Origin of the sequence: Desulfonatronum sp. SC1, from assembly GCF_003046795.1 — a bacterium.
In the GTDB taxonomy this organism is placed as follows: Bacteria; Desulfobacterota; Desulfovibrionia; order Desulfovibrionales; family Desulfonatronaceae; genus Desulfonatronum.
The window spans coordinates 40,792-58,448 of sequence record NZ_PZKN01000005.1 but is presented as its reverse complement, the minus strand read 5'-3'; the positions used below and the strand labels follow the sequence as shown (position 1 = coordinate 58,448).

The 17,657-nt window shown below is 60.0% G+C and carries 23 protein-coding genes; 1 reads left to right on the top strand and 22 read right to left on the bottom strand.

Features of this window, described 5'->3' with window-relative positions:
- Window positions 1-40: 40 nt before the first annotated feature.
- The 19 genes from C6366_RS04070 to C6366_RS03980 form a co-directional block, all read right to left on the bottom strand.
- Window positions 41-985: a hypothetical protein gene (locus C6366_RS04070; RefSeq protein ID WP_107736072.1), complete on the bottom strand. Its 945-nt coding sequence runs from the start codon at window positions 983-985 to the stop codon at window positions 41-43.
- A gap of 77 nt (window positions 986-1,062) precedes the next feature.
- Window positions 1,063-1,797 (bottom strand): outer membrane protein assembly factor BamD, encoded by a 735-nt coding sequence (locus C6366_RS04065; protein ID WP_107736071.1) that lies wholly within the window; start codon window positions 1,795-1,797, stop codon window positions 1,063-1,065.
- The gene (locus tag C6366_RS04060) at window positions 1,794-2,714 is read right to left on the bottom strand and encodes an NAD(P)/FAD-dependent oxidoreductase (RefSeq protein WP_107736070.1); all 921 of its coding nucleotides are present in this window, start codon (window positions 2,712-2,714) and stop codon (window positions 1,794-1,796) included. Before C6366_RS04060 ends, C6366_RS04065 begins: the two co-directional genes overlap by 4 nt.
- Before the next feature lie 9 nt (window positions 2,715-2,723).
- Window positions 2,724-3,041, bottom strand: coding sequence for a thioredoxin (trxA, locus tag C6366_RS04055; RefSeq protein WP_107736069.1), 318 nt, complete (start codon window positions 3,039-3,041; stop codon window positions 2,724-2,726).
- Between the two features lie 121 nt (window positions 3,042-3,162).
- Window positions 3,163-4,257: a tRNA (adenosine(37)-N6)-threonylcarbamoyltransferase complex transferase subunit TsaD gene (tsaD, locus tag C6366_RS04050; RefSeq protein WP_107736068.1), complete on the bottom strand. Its 1,095-nt coding sequence runs from the start codon at window positions 4,255-4,257 to the stop codon at window positions 3,163-3,165.
- A gap of 30 nt (window positions 4,258-4,287) precedes the next feature.
- On the bottom strand, window positions 4,288-5,295 hold the full coding sequence (gene fbp, locus C6366_RS04045) for a class 1 fructose-bisphosphatase (RefSeq protein ID WP_107736067.1): 1,008 nt from the start codon (window positions 5,293-5,295) through the stop codon (window positions 4,288-4,290).
- Between the two features lie 25 nt (window positions 5,296-5,320).
- A complete protein-coding gene (locus C6366_RS04040; RefSeq protein WP_107736066.1) occupies window positions 5,321-6,085 on the bottom strand; it encodes a hypothetical protein in 765 nt (254 codons plus the stop codon).
- A gap of 52 nt (window positions 6,086-6,137) precedes the next feature.
- Complete coding sequence (locus tag C6366_RS04035) at window positions 6,138-7,466, bottom strand: tetratricopeptide repeat protein (RefSeq protein ID WP_107736065.1); 1,329 nt, start codon at window positions 7,464-7,466, stop codon at window positions 6,138-6,140.
- Window positions 7,463-7,762: a septum formation initiator family protein gene (locus C6366_RS04030; protein ID WP_107736064.1), complete on the bottom strand. Its 300-nt coding sequence runs from the start codon at window positions 7,760-7,762 to the stop codon at window positions 7,463-7,465. Before C6366_RS04030 ends, C6366_RS04035 begins: the two co-directional genes overlap by 4 nt.
- 51 nt (window positions 7,763-7,813) lie before the next feature.
- Window positions 7,814-8,086: a hypothetical protein gene (locus C6366_RS04025; protein ID WP_107736063.1), complete on the bottom strand. Its 273-nt coding sequence runs from the start codon at window positions 8,084-8,086 to the stop codon at window positions 7,814-7,816.
- A 7-nt stretch (window positions 8,087-8,093) separates the two neighbouring features.
- A complete protein-coding gene (locus C6366_RS04020) occupies window positions 8,094-8,720 on the bottom strand; it encodes a hypothetical protein (protein ID WP_107736062.1) in 627 nt (208 codons plus the stop codon).
- Window positions 8,721-8,779: 59 nt separating this feature from the next.
- Window positions 8,780-9,967 carry a type IV pilus twitching motility protein PilT gene (locus C6366_RS04015; protein WP_107736061.1) on the bottom strand — a complete coding sequence of 396 codons (1,188 nt, stop codon included), beginning with the start codon at window positions 9,965-9,967 and terminating at the stop codon, window positions 8,780-8,782.
- Between the two features lie 3 nt (window positions 9,968-9,970).
- Entirely contained in the window at window positions 9,971-11,053 is a 1,083-nt protein-coding gene (locus C6366_RS04010; protein ID WP_107736060.1) for a type IV pilus twitching motility protein PilT, read from the bottom strand.
- A gap of 59 nt (window positions 11,054-11,112) precedes the next feature.
- Window positions 11,113-11,664 (bottom strand): CDP-diacylglycerol--glycerol-3-phosphate 3-phosphatidyltransferase, encoded by a 552-nt coding sequence (gene pgsA, locus C6366_RS04005; protein WP_107736059.1) that lies wholly within the window; start codon window positions 11,662-11,664, stop codon window positions 11,113-11,115.
- A gap of 3 nt (window positions 11,665-11,667) precedes the next feature.
- Window positions 11,668-12,270, bottom strand: a complete 603-nt coding sequence (locus C6366_RS04000) for a transglycosylase SLT domain-containing protein (RefSeq protein ID WP_107736058.1) — start codon at window positions 12,268-12,270, stop codon at window positions 11,668-11,670.
- Between the two features lie 34 nt (window positions 12,271-12,304).
- Window positions 12,305-13,249 carry an Mrp/NBP35 family ATP-binding protein gene (locus C6366_RS03995; protein ID WP_107736057.1) on the bottom strand — a complete coding sequence of 315 codons (945 nt, stop codon included), beginning with the start codon at window positions 13,247-13,249 and terminating at the stop codon, window positions 12,305-12,307.
- 114 nt (window positions 13,250-13,363) lie between these two features.
- On the bottom strand, window positions 13,364-14,008 hold the full coding sequence (locus C6366_RS03990; RefSeq protein WP_255412077.1) for a protein-L-isoaspartate(D-aspartate) O-methyltransferase: 645 nt from the start codon (window positions 14,006-14,008) through the stop codon (window positions 13,364-13,366).
- 195 nt (window positions 14,009-14,203) lie between these two features.
- On the bottom strand, window positions 14,204-14,824 hold the full coding sequence (locus C6366_RS03985; RefSeq protein ID WP_233248385.1) for a redoxin domain-containing protein: 621 nt from the start codon (window positions 14,822-14,824) through the stop codon (window positions 14,204-14,206).
- Between the two features lie 8 nt (window positions 14,825-14,832).
- Complete coding sequence (locus C6366_RS03980) at window positions 14,833-15,405, bottom strand: peroxiredoxin (protein WP_107736054.1); 573 nt, start codon at window positions 15,403-15,405, stop codon at window positions 14,833-14,835.
- Between the two features lie 35 nt (window positions 15,406-15,440).
- Between C6366_RS03980 and C6366_RS03975 the strand changes: the two genes are divergently transcribed.
- Complete coding sequence (locus C6366_RS03975) at window positions 15,441-15,674, top strand: hypothetical protein (protein ID WP_107736053.1); 234 nt, start codon at window positions 15,441-15,443, stop codon at window positions 15,672-15,674.
- Window positions 15,675-15,685: 11 nt separating this feature from the next.
- Here C6366_RS03975 and C6366_RS03970 read toward each other — a convergent pair whose 3' ends face one another.
- From C6366_RS03970 to C6366_RS03960, 3 genes are read right to left on the bottom strand one after another with little or no spacing between them, the layout of a single operon-like run.
- The gene (locus tag C6366_RS03970; protein ID WP_107736052.1) at window positions 15,686-15,949 is read right to left on the bottom strand and encodes a hypothetical protein; all 264 of its coding nucleotides are present in this window, start codon (window positions 15,947-15,949) and stop codon (window positions 15,686-15,688) included.
- 41 nt (window positions 15,950-15,990) lie between these two features.
- Window positions 15,991-16,842, bottom strand: coding sequence for a FlgO family outer membrane protein (locus C6366_RS03965; protein WP_107736051.1), 852 nt, complete (start codon window positions 16,840-16,842; stop codon window positions 15,991-15,993).
- Window positions 16,843-16,854: 12 nt separating this feature from the next.
- The gene (locus C6366_RS03960) at window positions 16,855-17,586 is read right to left on the bottom strand and encodes a hypothetical protein (protein WP_107736050.1); all 732 of its coding nucleotides are present in this window, start codon (window positions 17,584-17,586) and stop codon (window positions 16,855-16,857) included.
- Window positions 17,587-17,657 lie beyond the last annotated feature (71 nt).

Genomic DNA, 17,657 nt, shown 5'->3' with positions numbered 1-17,657 from the left:
GTTCGCGACGGGCAGGAGAAAGGTAACGCCTCGGCGGTGGTCATCGAGAATCAGCAAGGGCCATACCGTTTTGGAAACACACGAAGCTCGGATCAAGGTCCGGCCAGTACCAACAGCCCTCCTGACCCGGAGTGAGGATCAGGCCGTCGCCCGGAAGGCCCCACACTCCCGACAAATCTGGGGCATGGAGCATGTCCGCGTCGACGCCCAGAGCGCCGGGTAAGCGACGAAAGGCGTCCCAGTTTCCGTCAACCTGGAGGAAATGGTCCGGCGCGGCGTCGCGGCACGGGCCCCAGGCTTCGATTCGGGCACGCGGATGATTCCATTCCAGGGTCGACCAATCCCACTGGTCGGGTGCGGCGCACCAGATTCGGAGCCGCCCTGAAAGTCGGGGACGCCAGACCATGGCCCGATGAAAGGCCTCTGTTGAGAGCGGGTCATGGGACGCGAGACCTCCCATATCCAGGATCAAGCCCGCCGGCTCCCGTGCGACCAGGGCGTTGAGTTCCTTTGGCATTGCTTCCCCAGTAACAGCGTACACGTTTTCCAGGCCGCACAGTTCAAGAGTGGTCAGCAGATGAGCGGACCGCAAGGCCGAAGGGTGCAGGATCGTCAGAATGTCGGTAATGCCCGCGGTCATCACCGGCACCAGGGCGGCGGCGACTCCGGCCGGACCGGACCCGGCGAGGGATTTGGAAAGGCAACCTGAAGCGCTTCGGCTTTTCGGAAATTCCGGGTACACCAAACACGCCCAGGGTCTGGCAAGGCGAGTGGAGGTGGTGGCAAAGCCGCCGTTCCAGCGGGTTCGGGTGCTGGCGCGGTCCGTGCCGGCAGGGGGGTGCAGGGCGTAGAGCTGGGCGATGTTCTTCTTGATCCAGGAGCGCTCAACATCGTTGATTGACGCATAGGCGTTCGCCAGGACGTCATCCGGGACGCGCAGTTCGTCTGAGAGAACGGGCCAAGCCAAGTTTCCGGGTTCAGCCATGGCGAACGGGCGGGCTGAAATGCCGTGAAAAAGCGGGGAAACGGAGCGAAAGCATCGTTACGCGACGGGCGGCAGGATCAGAGCCAGTCCAGCAGACGCTTCCAGGTGCCTTCCCGCTCTTCACGGTCTTCCTGGGACTGCTGTTTCTGGAAGCGGTAGTAGGAAAAAGCACTTTGCCGCTGGGCGTACTCCGAAATTTCCGGAATGTCACCGAACTCTTGAAGGACGGCTTGATATCGCCGCCAAGCCGGCCCGTATTGGCTTCTTCGCCAATAGAAGTCGGCAACGAACAGTTCGTGCTCGGCGATGCGGGTCCGGGTCTCCTGGATGGCTTGCTCGGCGTCCTGGGCCTGGGGAGACTGGGGGAAGGTCTGTTGAAGGCGTTGAAAATACTGCAGGGCCAGATGCAGGTTGTCCGTGGGGCGGTCGATGGAGCGAAATTGTCGGAGATTGGCCATGCCGACCTGGAACAGGACGTAGGGGATGGCCTCATGTCCTGGGTGCAGGGACTCGAACTCCAGATAGGTCTGGACCGCGGCCTCGTATTGCTCCGAAAGAAAATAGGCGTCGCCCAGGGTCAGTTCCGCCGCGGAGGTAAACGGACTGAAGGGATAGCGGTCCTTGAGCTTGGTAAAGGCGGTGATGGCCCGGCGATAATCCTTTTCCTCCATGGCTTCGAATCCGGCCTGGGCCAGTTCCTGGGCCGTGTCCTCGGGAGGCGTCAGAAAATAATAGTCGATGATGCCGCATCCCGACAGATACACGGTGAGCAGCACGCAGGACAGGAAGGCGAAAATGGGTGTTTTGTTCACAGAGTGTCCAGAAAAAGGGATGCGGAATGAGCCGCAGTGGCACCGTCTCCCACGGCCGTGGCCACTTGGCGGCAGAGCTTGTCGCGAACGTCGCCGGCAGCGTAAACTCCCGGCAGGTTGGTTGCCATTTCCTGGTCCGTGACGATGAAGCGCGTCGGGGAGAGGTTCAGCGTTTCGGGAGCGAAGCTGGTCAAGGGAGTGGAACCCACGAAGACGAACAGCCCGGAGACGTCCAGAAGGCGTTCGCCTCCGTCGGGCAGACGCTTCACCCGGACTCCCTTGAGTTCCGTGTCGCCCACGAGTTCCGTGGCCACGGACTGCATCACGCACTCGATGTTCGGAACGGTCTTGATCCGTTCCTGAAGAATCTTGTCGGCCCGGAAGGCGTCACGGCGGTGGATCAGGTAGACCTTGGCAACGATTTTGGCAAGATAGATGGATTCTTCCAGGGCCGTGTTGCCGCCGCCCACTGCGGCCACGGCCTGGCCTCTGAAGAAGTTGGCGTCGCACAGGGCGCAATACGATACGCCCCGTCCGGTGAAGTAGTCTTCCCGCTCCAGCCCCAGGTGTTTCCAGGCCACGCCGGAGCAGATCACCACGACCTTGGCCTGAATGGTTTCCTCGTCCAGGTGCACGAGGTTGCTCCCGGGCCCCTGGTGTTCGATGGAACGAACTTCCTGTCGCAGGGTCGTGTGGGAGAAGTCCTTGAGGTGGTCGACCATCAGGTCGGCCAGCTCGTAGCCCCGTACGCCCTTGGGGTGACCAGGATAGTTTTCAATCCATTCAGTGGCCAGGACTTGTCCGCCGGGGGCGAGGCGTTCCACCATGGCCACGGAGGCTCCGGAGCGCAATAAATAGAGGGCGGCCGTCATGCCCGCCGGGCCGCCCCCTATGATGACCGAGTCAAAAGATTTCATACGCGGGTATTAGATTTTTTTGGAGATCATGTCCTTGATGCTGCTCTTGGAGACGGCGCCGGTCAACTGCTCGACCACTTCCCCGTTCTTGAAGAGGATCAACGTGGGGATGGCCCGAATGCCGAAGCGGGAAGGAGTCTTGGAGCTTTCGTCTACGTTCATCTTCGCGATTTTGACCTGCCCGGTCAGCTCCTGGGAGAGTTCTTCGATCACCGGGGCGATGGCCCGACACGGGCCGCACCACGGGGCCCAGAAATCGACGAGGACCGGAAGGTCGCACTGCAGGACTTCAGCGTCGAAATTCGTATCGTTCAGTTCATGAGCCATGTTCGTCTCCTTTTCGCTTGCGGGTTCGTATGACGTGCAGTTTGGTTGCGTGAACGGATAATGCCGGAAGTAGAGCAACCTCCCGTGCAAACAGTGAAACTAGTTGCGGGGGCTGAACCTGTCAAGGTGAGCCTGGCGGGTTCGGCAAAGACCGAGGCAGGAAATCCCAGGGAATGGGCTTGCCGCGGGGCAGGGCCTCCATGGTCAGGTCGTGTCGCCAACCGTCCCTGGCCAGCAGCCAGCCGGAATAGGCGATCATCGCGGCGTTATCCGTGCACAGGGCCGGACTGGGCAGGATCAGGCTCAGGCCGTGGGCCCGCGTGGTTTCCGCCAGCAGGGAGCGGAGCATGGTGTTGGCGGCCACGCCGCCGGCGGCGATCACGGCGCGGTATGCTGTTTTATCCGTCAGGGCTCGTTTGACCTTGGTCCGCAGGGTTTCAGCTATGCTCCAGTTAAGAGATGCGCAAACCGTGCCCAACTCTGGATGGTCCTCGGCCCATCGGGTCAGAGCGGTTTTGTCCGGAAGGCGGGGCAGTCGCAGTTCGGGACGACTCGCAAGGTGCTGGGAAAAGGCGGTCTTCAGGCCGCTGAAACTGAAATCCAGGTTCCGGTTGTCCAGATAGGGCCGGGGGAACAAGGATTGGTTCGGCTCGGTCCCTGCGGCCAATGCGTCGATATGCAGTCCGCCGGGGTAGGGCAGGTTGAGCATGGACGCGGCCTTGTCCAGGGCCTCCCCGGCCGCGTCGTCCAGGGTTTTGCCCAGAAGTTCGAACTGAAACGGAGAAGTGATCCGGTAGAGCTGCGTGTGTCCGCCTGAGACCAAAAGCCCCAGGGCCGGAAACGGGATCTCGCGTTCCAGTCCGGCGGCCAGCAGGTGGGCGTGCAGGTGATTGACGCCCACCAGGGGAACGCCCAGAGACAGGGCCAGACCTTTGGCCATGCCCAGGCCCACCAGCAGGCTGCCCAGAAGACCGGGGCCCCTCGCGGCGGCCACGACCTGGACGTCTCGAATGGTCAGGCCGGTCCGCTTGAGGAGTCGTTCCAGAAGAACGGGCAGGGCCGTAAGGTGTCCGCGAGAGGCCAGTTCCGGGACCACCCCGCCGAACAAGGCATGAAGCTTTTCCTGACTGTGCAGACACTGTCCCAGCAGTCGGCCGTCGTGGACCAGGGCCAACGCGGTCTCGTCGCAGGAGGTTTCAATGCCGAGGCAGAGCATGGGAGAAAAAAGATCCGGCCCGTGGTCGGCTCAACCGGCCTGGAGCAATTCCCGGACCTTGATCACGTCCAGTTTCGAACCAATGACCAGGGGAACGCGCTGGTGCAGTTCCGTGGGCTGGATGTCCAGGATGCGATTGACTCCGTCGATGGCCATGCCGCCAGCCTGTTCCACGATCATGGCCAGGGGGTTCGCCTCGCACATCAGGCGGAGTTTGCCGTGGGGGTGCATGGGGTCCTTGGAGTCCGCCGGGTAGAGAAAAATGCCGCCGTAGAGCAGGTTGCGATGGAAGTCCGCCACCAGGGAGCCGATGTACCGGGAACGATAGACCCGCTGGGAGTCGTTGTCCGGATTTTTGAAGTAGTCGACGGCATTGCGGGTGGGCTCGTCCCAGTAGTGGCGATAGCCTTCGTTGGTGGAATAAATCTTGCCGCGTTCCGGAATCTGGATGTCCGGATGGGAGAGCAGGAATTCTCCGACGCTGGGGTCCAGGGTGAAGCCGTGAACACCTTTGCCCGTGGTATATACGAGCATGGTGGACGATCCGTAGATGATGTACCCGGCGGCCACCTGCTGGGCACCTTTTTGGAGCACGTCGGACATGGTGATCGTTTCTCCGCAGGGGCTGGTCCGGCGAAAAATGGAGAAGATCGTGCCGATGCTGACGTTGGCGTCGATGTTCGACGAGCCGTCCAGAGGATCGAAAATCAGGATGTAGTCCCCTTGGGGGCAGTCGGCGGGGATCTGGATCAGGTCGGCGTTTTCCTCGGAAGCCAGGGCGCAGAGCACGCCAGCCCGCTGCAAGCGATGCACCAGGACCTGATTGGCGAATTCGTCCAACTTGCGGACCTTTTCCCCCTGAATATTGGTCTCTCCGGTCAAACCCAGGATTTCCACCAACCCGGCCTTGTTCACCTCTTGATTGATGATCTTTCCGGAGAGGATCATTTCCGAAAGAAGGCGAGTGAACCGCCCCGTGGCCATGGGGGATTCCTTCTGGTGGAAAAGCAGATGTTCGATGACCGTGATCTGGGGCATGAAGCGACTCCTTGAAACGAGGACGTTAGTTGGGCAGGGCCAAGGCGTAGATCAGTTGCAGAGCCCCGATGGGCCGAGACAGCCAGAGGAAGGTTTTGGTCTCAGCCGACCGGCGTCCGTGGACCCGATCCCGGAGAATGTTCTCCCAGGGGGCTTCCGTGATTTCCCGTGTCGTGTTCTGATCCACGCCGGTCCAGAGAAGGGCTTCCGGGGTCAACAGAACCAAGCGTTCCGACTCGGTGGCGAAGGCCATCAAGGCGCGAGGGTCGAAGTGGGCGATGATCAGTCCCTGCCACGTCCCGTCGCGGAAGAATGGACCGGCGATGATCATTTCCGGCCCCAAAGGCGACTCCTCGACGAACCCTTGCAGGTCGCGCTGGAGCATGGACCATTCCCGTTCCAGCAATGGTTCGACGGCAATGCTTTTCAGCGGGGTTTCCGGTCGGCTGGTCAGCAAGCGGCCCTGGGCGTCCACCGCCAAAACGGCCGTCATCCAGGGAAACCGTTCCAGAAAGATGCCGAACCAGTCCGAGGACGGAAACCGGTCCTGGGGGGCCAAGGTCCGCAGGGCCTCTTCCAAATGCTGGTCCATCAAGCTGAACTGGGTGGCCAACAACTGCTCGCTCCGGGACAGACCGGGGCGGCGGTCCAGGTCGATCTCAGGCTTGGGATCGACATAGGTCTCGTAAGCGTCGGTGGTTTTGTCCCAGGCGTTTTGGATGGTCGAGCAACCGGCCAGGGAAATAAACAGGGCCAAAAGGCACAAGCGAAAAAAAAGATGGTTGGTCATAATTGGGTGAACTCCAATCCCATTCGGCGTGGAACGCGTGTATCGCGAAGGCCTATTTTTCGGCCCTGGATTCTAAGCGTTCCGCAAGTTTTTTAAGGGTTTGCTTCGTGGTCTCTGTTTTCGGCGATGGGGACGTGGGGGGCGAAGCGGCAGAATTCTTCGCGCCTCGTGAGATTGTTTCCTGATCAGTGCTCTGTCCGGCTTCCAGGTCCGGTACGGGCTCCACTTTTGGCTCCGGTCCCGGCTTTGTTTCCGTTTCAGTCCGTGGCTCCGCGTGATTCGAGTCTGTTGGATGGGAATCCGGCTCCCTCGGGCTCTTAGCGGCCCGGTCTCGCAACTCCTGGATTCGAGCTTCCAGGTCCCGGCGTTGTTCGTCGTCCGGGGACGTTTGGAGCAGCTTGGCGTAGAGGCCCAGGGCTTCCTCGTGTTCGCCCTGCTTGGCCAGCAGATCGGCATAGGTTTTGGTCTCGTAGTACCGTCGCTCACCTTCAGAAAGAGGCGTCTCGCCCTCCGCCTCTGGGCTCGGCTCATCAACGGCTTCGGGGTCCACTGGATACACGGGGGGCGCTTGGGTCGTTTGCCCAAGTGCTTCGGGAGCATCATCGAGAAGTTCGTTAATCCCCACCCCGGAAACCTTCTCGGTCTCCTCTTCTAAAGTCTCCATGTCCTCAGGAGCTTTCATGTCCAGGCTTTCTTCTTCCCGAAAAGCCTCCGCCTCGGGCGGTTCCTTCAAGGCGACGAGGGAGGGCGTCTCGGATTTCAGTTCGGTTTCGTGGCTCGCGTCGGGTGTGATATCCGGGCCCGGTGCTGGTTTCGGGTCCGTGTCTGTTCCCGCCTCAGGCTCAGGGTCAGGCATAGATAATAGGCTGGGTTCCGGGGAGGTGGGCACCTGTTCGTCCAGGGGGCCGGGGGAAGGTGGATCTTCGCGTCCTCCGATCACCGCGCGCAGGCCCTGTTCGAGGAGTGTACCCCAGCTGAGCCGGGTTCCGCTGAGCTGGACCGCGAGCATGTCCAGGGTCACGGCGAGGTCGGTTCGGCCTTGTGCCCGACTGCCGGCGGCCCATAGTTTCCAGAAGGCGGGGTGTCCGGCCAGCACGGCGGTAAGCGATTCCAGTTCCTGGAAGGAGAGGGCCTCGACTCCGGGAGTTGCTTCGCCGGAAGAGGAGGCGCCCAGGGAGACGGCGTCCAATTCGGAGAGGCATTCGATTAAAAGGAGGCGGGCTTCCAGGTGTTCCGGATGAGAGGTCAACCCCTTGCGCAGTAGGGCTACGGCGTCATGGGGGCGCTGGTTCCGTGTATACGCCTGGGCCAGGGGGAAAAACAGCTTGGAATTGGGCTCCAGGCGCAACACCTCTTCGAGCCAGGCGATTTTTTCGGTCATGGCAGTCTCCGGAACGTATCGTTTTGCGGAATATAGAGGATTTCATCGGGTCGCAGATAGTGCATCTCCACCCGGATCACGCTGGCCACATAGTCGTGGTCCGTGGTCAGGCGACGGATTTCACGGCTCAGATCCAGGTTGACCTCGTCCACGGCGGCAATCTGCTCGACGAGCACATCCCGGCGGTCCCGCAGTTCCACGTAGGATTTCCAGCCCAGATCCTGGCCCAGGAGCTTCCAGGCCAAAAAACCGTTCAACAGCAGGAGGAAAAAAAAGAGCAGTTTGGTCCATTTCATGGCGTGGTCGCTTTTTGATAAGCCGGGTGGACATCCGGACCGTAATGCATCCTATTGGAGCAGCCGGTTGGCGTGGGGCGGGGTTTCCAGATACTGAAACCGCACTTCCAGCTCCTGTAAAAAAAACGTCGTCGCCAACTCAATCCGTTTGATATCCGCCTCATCCATTGATATCCGCTCCAGTTTGAGGTCGCGGATCAGGGATCGCAGGGAGGAGAACTCTGATGCCAGCGATCCGGCCTCGCGCAGGGAACGCAGTTGGGACTCCGTTTCCAAGATGGTGTCCAGGCAATTTATCAACCGGGCTTTCTTATGTATTTTCATGTTCAGGTCACACGTGGACTTTACTCAACGTCTGCGCGGCTAACCGCCAGACTTTATAGAATTCATCATAGCCATCAATGGCCGACTGGACAAGCCATTGGGCATTTTGGCTGTCAGCATGATTAAAGTAGCAGTTCACGCCGTGGCGAAACGCGGCCTGGGGGTGGAGGCTCGCGGAATCCTCACCAATGAGGATGACATTGACGGATCGGCGCTGAATTCCCGCCCAGGTATGGATGTGGCCTAGCAAGCCGAGGGCCTCGGGCGTCTGTTCGAAGAGCAGAAGGTGATAGCCAACCGAGTCGATTCTGCGAAAGGCATCTGCATGGTTATCGGAAACAGCCACGTGATAACCCCGCTCCTTCAGGCAGTGTGTTAAGGAGGCGACCCAGTCCGGGTCACGTACAAAAAGAAAGGCCACTTTTGCACCAGGAGGATAAAACTCCAGGTCGCTGGCCTGAGGGAGTGGATCCGGCTCAAGGCTCGGCAAATTGTTTGGCGCGGTTTGTTGTTCCGGTTCAATCACGAATGATTTGGCGCACTGAGGGCAAACCAGCTTGACACGCTGGCCCGCCGGGAATTTGTCTGCGGCCAGCTTGAGTAATTTGCGACAATGTGGACAATTAAGATGCATGCGAGGACTCCAGCTCCGGAAGCAGGTCATGAGCGTAGTGATGCGTGATTGGTCAGGGTTCAGTCCATGTTGTTGTGCTCGTCATAGGTCATATCCAGTTCCAGACTTTGGATGTTCGTGACGCTTTCTCCACGAATCACCTTGATGCGATTGATGGACTGGGCCAAGCGGGAACGAACCGAGGCCGTATTCATGGCCGTTACTTCGCTGATGGCCTCTTCCTGGAACAGCTTGGCCAAGTGTTGATCGAAGGTAAACATGCCGTAGGCCTCCCCGGACTCGACCACATTGTAGAAGTTCTTTTCCCCGGTTTCGCCATTGACGATCAGTTCGCGGATTCGCAGGTTGTTAACCAGGATTTCCAGCGCGGCGACACGTCCTCCGCCGAGGCGCGGCATCAGCCGCTGAGACACGACATATTTCAGGGCCTGGGACAATCGTTGTCGGATCAGGCGTTCTTCAGCCAGATCAAACATGCCGATGATTCGATTGATGGTCTGGCCCGTGTCGCTGGTATGCAGGGTGCCCAGAACCAAGTGTCCGGTTTCAGAGGCCTGCAGGGCGATTTCAATGGTTTCCCGATCCCGGATTTCTCCGACGAGGATTACCTTGGGGGCTTGGCGCAGCGCGGAGCGCAGTCCGGAGGAGAATTGGTCGAAGTCCTGGCCCAGTTCCCGCTGATTGACCGTGCCGAGCTTGTGCTGATGGACGAACTCCACGGGGTCTTCCAGGGTCAGGATATGTTTGGCATGACGTTCGTTGATCGTATCGATCAACGCTGCAAGAGTTGTGGATTTGCCCGTACCCGTGCCTCCGGTAAGCAGGACCAAGCCGTACTGCTCATCGGCCATCCGGTTGAAAAGGGGTGGCATGTTGAGTTGGCTCAGGGTTGGAATCTGGCTGGGCATCTTGCGCATTACGATGGATGGCGAGCCCCTCTGGAAGAAAATGTTCACCCTGAAGCGGCAAGATCCCCGGAGGGTATAGGAGAGGTCGCATGAGCCGTTGCCGATCAGATCCTGAAACAGGCGCAAGCTCCCGGAGAGCTTGTTGAGCACCATGCAAAAGACAATGGACTCGATTTGGAAAGGAACCAGGGTTGTAGGAAGCAATGCTGTGGGAATATCGGTCAGTTTGCCATGCACCTCGGCCTGGATGGGTTTGCCTACGGTGAGCAAAATGTCCGAAGTGTCCGGGGCCTTGCGTAAAACCTCGGAGATAATGTTGTCGAGCTGGGTGCGTTCCATGACTCAGACCTCGGTGAAATCCTGGGGAGGCTCGGCCAGGAAGTCTCGGAATTTAGATTTCGTAACGGCCTTGTTGTAGGCGTCCGTAGGGGAGATGACGCCATCTTGAAGCAATTTGAGAATGGCGTCGTCCAGGGACTGCATGCCGAATTTGCGTCCGGTTTCGATCACGGAATTGAGTTGAAACGTCTTGTTTTCGCGGATCAGGTTGCGCACCGCCGGAACGCCTACGAGGATTTCCAGAGCCGCGACCCGGCCGGGGCGGTCGATGCGCTTGAACAGGTTTTGGGATATCACCGCACGCAGGGATTCCGAAAGCCCTGAGCGGATCTGACCCTGGACGTCGCCGGGAAAGACCTCGATGATCCGGTCCACGGTTTTGGGGGCGGAAATGGTGTGCAGGGTGGAAAAGACCAAGTGGCCGGTTTCAGCGGCCTCGATGGCCAGTTCGATGGTTTCCAGGTCGCGCATTTCGCCCACCAGGATAATGTCCGGATCTTCGCGCAGCGCTCCGCGCAACGCGGACTTGAAGCTTATGGTGTCCCTGGAGACTTCCCGCTGGTTGATCAGGCAACTGATGGGCTCGTGGACGAATTCGATAGGGTCTTCGATGGTCAGGATATGGTCCTTGCGATGGCGGTTGGCGTAGTCCACGATGGCCGCCAGGGTCGTGGACTTTCCGCTGCCCGTGGGCCCGGTGAGCAGAACCAGTCCCTTGGGGAGCATGGCCAGGCTCTTGAACAACGGAGGCAGCTTCAGCTCGTCGATGCTCAGGATTTTTTGCGGTATTTCCCGAAACACCGCGGCACTGCCTCGACGCTGCTGAAAGAAATTGACCCGGTATCTGGCCAGGTTAGGGATTTCGTAGGAAAAGTCCACGTCCCCGCTTTCCTCGAAGGCCTTGACCTTTAGCTCCGGGGTGATTTCATAGAGCATTTTCTTGAGTTCTTCATGCTCCAGAACTTTGTACTTGATGCGTTGCATATCTCCGTGCAGGCGGATGATGGGCTGGGAGCCGGAGGAAAGGTGCAGGTCCGAGGCCCCGAGTTCATGCATCATCCGGAAAAACGCGTCTATTTGGGCCATATGGGGCTCCTTGGCGCGAGATCGAAATCGTCTCGTCGAATTGGGGTTACGTTAGGAGTTCAGATTGCGTCGTCCTGGTTCACCTGACGAAAGAAGTGGATTACGTACTTCGCACCGGAGAAGACGGTAAGGATCAGGGCGATGGCCAGCAGTCCCGCGCCCAGGGGCCGGGGGTCGAAACCCCACCATGTATAGTGGAGGATCAGCGGACACAGGGCCACCACTTGGACCACCGCCTTGAGTTTGCCGAAACTGTCCGCGGCCAGGACATGGCCCTGGTCCGCGGCGATGGCCCGCAGTCCTGTGACGGTCAGTTCCCTGGCGATGATTACGATGGCCATCCAGGCTTGGACCCAACCGTGGAATACGAGCATGATCAGCACGGAGCTGATCAGCAGTTTGTCGGCCAGAGGGTCGAGAAACTTGCCCAGGTTGGAGACCATTTTCCAGCGGCGGGCGATGAAGCCGTCCGCTAGGTCGGTCAGAGCCACGAGGATGAAGACGATCATGGCAACGGCGTTGACCGGCTTGCTCGGGAAATACAGCAGCAGGATCAGGACTGGGATGGCCAGGATGCGGCCCAGGGTGACCTGGTTGGCGAGATTGAGCATGGCTTAGTTCCGGGCCGCCCGCCGACGGTCGTAATTGGTCGTGACCTTGCGGACGTAGTCCTGAGTTTCCCGGAACGGGGGAATGCCGTTGTAGCGTTCCACGTTGGCCGGTCCGGCGTTGTAGGCGGCCAGGGCCAGAGAGAGATCCGGGAAGCGGTCGATGAGCATTTTCAGGTAGCGGATGCCGGCTTCGATGTTCTCCGCCGGGTCGAAGGGCTCGGCTAGTCCCAGGTCCTGCTGAGTGGCCGGCATGATCTGCATCAGGCCTTGGGCTCCGGCCCGGGAGACGGCCTGATGATTGAAGCCGGATTCAACCTCGATTACGGCCATGACCAAGTGTGGATCCAGACCGTACCTCTGGCTGTACTGTTCCACGTAGCGGGTGATGGAGGCCCGGTCCGCGCTGCTGCCCATGCGGGAACGCAGGGAGAGAAACGGGCGGAATTTGGAGGAGGTGGGTGTGTCCGTAAAATGCATCACCCCGTGTTCGTCCTTGTAGAAAAAGATCGTGCCCGCGGCGCACAGTCCGGTCCAGAGCAGCAACAGCACGCAAATGCCGGCCACGGCCCCGAAGAGGGAGAAAAAACGGCGCGGTTTTCTCAGCATGGTCGACCTCCTCATGCTCTACTCATGCCCTTGATCATGTTTGAGGGAGACGCGCATGCTCTGGCGGAGGTCCGCCAGCCGCCGCTTCCAGGCTGTTTTCAGATGTCCGGATGACCGTGTCCGCCAGTTGCAGGAGGGCGCGCTTGGCCGGCGTGTCCTCGTCCAGCATGACCACCGGCTTGCCCAGGTCGCCGGCGACCACGGCCGCGGGGTCCAGAGGGACGGCGCCAAGAAATTCCAGTCCGTACTTTTTGGCCAGGGCCTCTCCTCCGCCGGTCTTAAAAAGCTCGATCCGCCCGGAGCAGTGCGGGCAGATCAGCCCGCTCATGTTTTCCACCAATCCGAGAATGTTGGCGTGGGCGTATTGCAGGAAGTTGATGGCCTTGCGCACGTCGGCCAGGGAGATTTCCTGGGGCGTGGTGACCACGATGCTCAGGGCCTCGGGAATGGTCTTGAGCACGGTCATGGGCTCGTCCCCGGTCCCGGGAGGAGAGTCCACCACCAGGTAATCCAGATGACCCCAGTCCACGTCGGAGATGAACTGGCGGATGGCCGCGGTTTTCATCGGTCCGCGCCAGAGCACGGCCTGATCCGGATCCTGGAGCAGCGATTCCATGGACACCACGAAAAGGCGGTCTCCATATCGTTTCGGTGCGATCAGCGAACCCCGCGATTGCTCCAGGGGCCCGGACAGACCCAGAAGGTGCGGGACGCTGGGGCCGTGGATGTCCACATCCAGCAGGCCCACCCGGTGTCCCTTCAGGGCCAGGGCCGCGGCCAGGTTCACGGCGATGGAGCTTTTGCCGACCCCGCCCTTGCCGCTCATCACGAAGAGCTTGAAGCGGATGTTGTCCAGGGTGGATTTGATCAACTGGTCTTGAACCGTATTGCTGGCGGAACGCTCACCGCGACCGTCCTTTTTGCGTGATGGGCAGGTGGAGCAGGAAGCGTCGGGTGAAGTGTTTGAAGCGTTGGTCATGGGGATCGTTTTTTGAGAGTCAATTGTTGAGGAGTGCTGGAGCCGGAGGGCCGGAACGATGAGGTTCGCGGGACCAGCTTGGCCGGTTGGGAACCGTGAGTGGAGCTAAAATGATCACCAGCCATGGGCGCCGACCAAGTCGACGAACATGACGGAGCCAAGGTTCGCCTTCATGATCTTGCCTTCCTTTTTGACGAAGCGGATCAACTCCTGACTTCGCTGCCTGGCGCCCACGGGGATGATCAGAATGCCGGATTCGTCCAGCTGTTCCAACAGGGGCGGAGGCACGTCGGGCCCGCCGGCGGTGACCATGATTCGTTGAAACGGACCTTCCTTCGGCCAGCCCATGGTTCCGTCGTCCAGTTTCAGATGGACGTTGAAATAGCGCATTTTGTTCAGGCGGGTCAGCGCCGCGGAATAGAGGGGCTGGACGCGCTCCACGGAATAGACCTCGGCTCCCATTTCAGCGAGGATTGCGGCCTGATAGCCGGAGCCGGTCCCGATCTCCAAAACTTTCATCCCAGGCCGAACGTTCAGTACAGCCGTCATCAGGGCCACGATGAACGGCTGGGATATGGTCTGGCCGTAGCCGATGGGCAGGGGATGATCCTCGTACGCCTGTGAGTGTAGGGCCTCTTCCACGAACAGATGCCGGGGGACCTTACGCATGGCGGAGAGCACCGCCGGGTCCGTAATGCCTCGTGATTCGATCTGTTCACGGACCATCCGCTCTCGATTGCGTTTCGGGTCGATTCTCAATCCGGTGCCCCAGTACTTCTAAAAAATATCCGCGCCGACGACAAGCCGGAAGCAGGAACCTTGAACCCCGGTTTGAAAACAAATTTTCGCGTCCAAGTCAATGTGGACGGCACGGGTGCGAGCGGGTGCGTGCCCGTCTCGACCCGTGCCCGGGATCGGTGATGAAGCGAGGGGAGTTCCGCTGAGGAAGCAAAATCAGTCAGTGAGGGCCTGCAGGCCTTGCATGACGATCTCCAGCGGAGGACGAATGTTAATGTCTTCCACGTGTAGAAAGCGGATCAGGCCTTGTTTATCGATAAAAACCAGGGCCCGTTCCGTGGTCCCGTCGCCGCGTAGCAGGCCGTAGACGTCGGCGGTTTTGCCGTGGGGCCAGAAGTCGGAAAGCACCGGAAACCACAATCCGTCCATGGCCTGGAGCCAGGAGTGGAGCGTCGGAATGTTGTCCACGGTAATGCCCAGGATGATGGTCTCGTGACGGTCGAAGACGTCTTGCAGGATGTTGTATCCGGGCCACTGGTCGGAACAGACCGGGGTCCAGGCCGCGGGAACGAAGGACAGCATGACGTTTTTCCGGCCATGGTAGTCGTGCAAGGCGATGGTTTCGCCGTGTACCGCGGGCAGGGAAAAGCCGGGAGCCGGATCGCCGATTCGGACCTTCAACTCGCTGTCGACGGGTTTGAGTTTCGGGGGCTGGAGAATCTTGCCCATGGTCCCTTCAGGCGTGCCCGCCAGGGCGCTCCCCGCGACGAGGAGCATCCAGAGCAAACAAAGAAGCAGCGTCGTTCTTGTCGTGAGTCGGACATGTGCGGGGCGCATGGCGTCTCCTAATGTTTGGCGGTGAGCAGAGCTTCCAGGAAATCTTCCACGGAATCGAACGCTCCGAGGTGCGAAAGTCGAACAACGTGGCCATCCTCAGCCGAGTCGGAGGGCTGGACCAGGACGAAATAGGGAGTTCCCACTCCGCCGAAGGCTTTGTGCAGGACGTAGTCCGGGTCGGAGATCAGGGGGAACGGGACGTCGTAGCGCTCTTGAAACACATGGACCTCAAGATCCGAATTGCCCGCGCCGAGGCCCAAAATTTTGATCGCGTCAGCCAAGCCCTCGCGGTGCAGGGCGGCGTACAGCGCGTTCACCTCCGGCGCTTCGCGCTGACATATCGGACAGTACATGCTGAAGATCTGGATCAGCACCGCTGGGCCGTCCACGTCGGCCAGAGTGAACTCGGACGTCTCCGAGGTCAGGCCCAAATAATCCCGGTGAGCGGAAGACTCCGGAGCAGGCATGGAAAAGTGGGGAAGGTGATCCCCGGCGGTGAAAGGTTCGGTTTGGGCGTGGCCCGGGAGGGTGAGGGCGAGGATGAAAAGCGGAGCGAACAAGAAAGGGGCGAAGCGGTGCATGGGGACTCCTGTGGCAAGATTTGAGGATCGAAGAAATGGGCCTTGATGAAGTGGAAAAGACTTGGCCGAAAACGCTGACGGCCATGATCGTGATGCCTTTTTATCACGTTCATGGCCGCTTGCAAGAACTGTTTTCAGAGACTTGCGCACGTTCCGGCACCCTGAATCATGCGCTGGGATATTTTCCGCGTCCCTCACACCCTTTCTTGAGGCTTGAAGCTTTCTTAGGTCACGTCGGTTGGATTTTGATCCGGACTTGCTCCGGGTGAAGGAATCGACGTCAATAACAGGGATTGCACGGAGCGTAAGGCGGCAGCACGGGGTTCACCACCGTGGTCCTGGTGACGTAGGGCAGGTGATAGGGCGTGCAGTAGCCCACATAGCCCGGATGGCAACGGTGCGGTCCATAGGTGGGGAGCACGGGCACCGCGGCGGGGATGGGCTGGGTGATCACCGTCGGCGCGCAGGAGATGCGCGCGGGGCAACAGGAGGACGTGGTCAGAGCCACGCCGGTCAGGATGAGGATGATCGTCAGGTATCTCATAGGGGTTCTCCATGCGGTTGTCCAGGATAAGGTTCCGGAGGTCATTGGCCTGTTCCCTTGAACAGTTCCCGTTGCGCCGAAAGATCCCACGTCGTGGGTGAGGCGAGCTGGCGGTTGGACTTGAAGCGATTCAACGCGGCCCGTGAGTTTTTCCCCCAGATGCCGTCGACCCGGTCGGTATAATAGCTCAACTCCGCCAGCCGGGCCTGAATCAGCCGCGCGGCCAGGGAGTTCTTGGGATCCAGGAGGATGGTTCCGCGAGCCAGGGGGCCTTCGGGCACGGTCTCGCGTTCTTGTTGCGCCCCGGAGGGTTGGGGTCGCGTCGGTTGAAAGGTGGTGACATTCCTGTTCACCAACTCGTGGATCTCCCGTGTTTTTCGCAAAGTGGCGTCCCTGGTCGCCAGAATGGCCCCGTCCAGGGTGCTGAGCAGCTTGGCGGAGACGATCACGGCGTTGTCGGTTGCCACGTAGGTGCCCACCAGCACGGCCTGGGTATCGTGGCTGGTGCGCACGTCGCGCAGGTCGCGGGACAGGATCATTTCTCCGTCGTTTTGGCTGACGATCATGGAGCCCTGGCGGAGCTTGAGTTCAACCACCCGGTATCCGAGCTGGGACATCCGCGAGGCCACCTGTTCGCCCAGCAGTCGGCCAAAGGTGCTGGACGTGTTCAGGTCGTCCAGGTCCACGAAGCTGGTGAACAGGATGGGCCGGGTCCGGTCGACATATTGAACGAGGTTCTGATCCAGGCCGTCGGCCAAGGCGTAAGCCAAGCCCTGAAATCCGTGGACATGGGCGTAGGGGCCGGAGCCGTAATACGGATGGGCGGCCGAGGCGGTTTGGGTCAAGGCCAAGATTGCGCCGACGAGAAGAGCGGCTATGAGTTTTCTGAGCATGGCTGCTTCTCCCTAGCGGTCCACGAGCTGATAGTTGACAGTGGCCGGTTGGCTGGGCTGGGCGTGCTGCTTGTAGTGCCACCATTCCGAGTCGTTGATGTAGTAGATGGAGGAGTCCCGCATCAGAAAATGCTCCTCGAACACCAGGGACGAGGTGATCAAAACCTCCATCCGGGGCAGCTCGTGGGTATAGGCCCCGGACTCCACGTTGACTTCCGCCGCGTGCAGCATGGCCTGGTTGGCCAGCGCGCCCTGGCCGTCCTGAGTGAGCAGGGAGGATCGCTGAACAAAGACGTCCGGAGCCAGAGCCTTGTAGATTCCCTGGCCCGTGCGCAATGTTCGGCGGCCATGGCGGACCATCTCGATGTCGAAGCTCAGGACCATGGTGTTGGTAAAGCCGCTGGACACGGTGATGTTTCGCTCCACCAGCTTGGTGATCAGCAGGGCGTGAAAGGATTTGGCGAAGGGGGTCGTGCCGGACGGGGCCACGTGGACGGGAAATTGACGCTCCAGGACCCGGCGTTCCAAGGCCTCGTGGACCCGGAGGGCCACGTCGTCGGCCAGGACTTCCCAGTGATGCACGGCCTGCATTTTTGGTTGGGTCTTCAAAGGATAGGCCGTGGGAACGGGAACCTGGGACAAGATCGGCAGCGGGGTGTAAACCATCTGGGCCGGTTGCCTTGCGCATCCCGGACCCGACAAGAGGACGAAGCCGAGGAGAATTCCGAGCAATAATGTCCGCATGAGACGTCGTTCCTTTTATGGTTGCGTTCCGCGTATCAATGAGCCGAAGGATCGGACGCTCCGACACACGA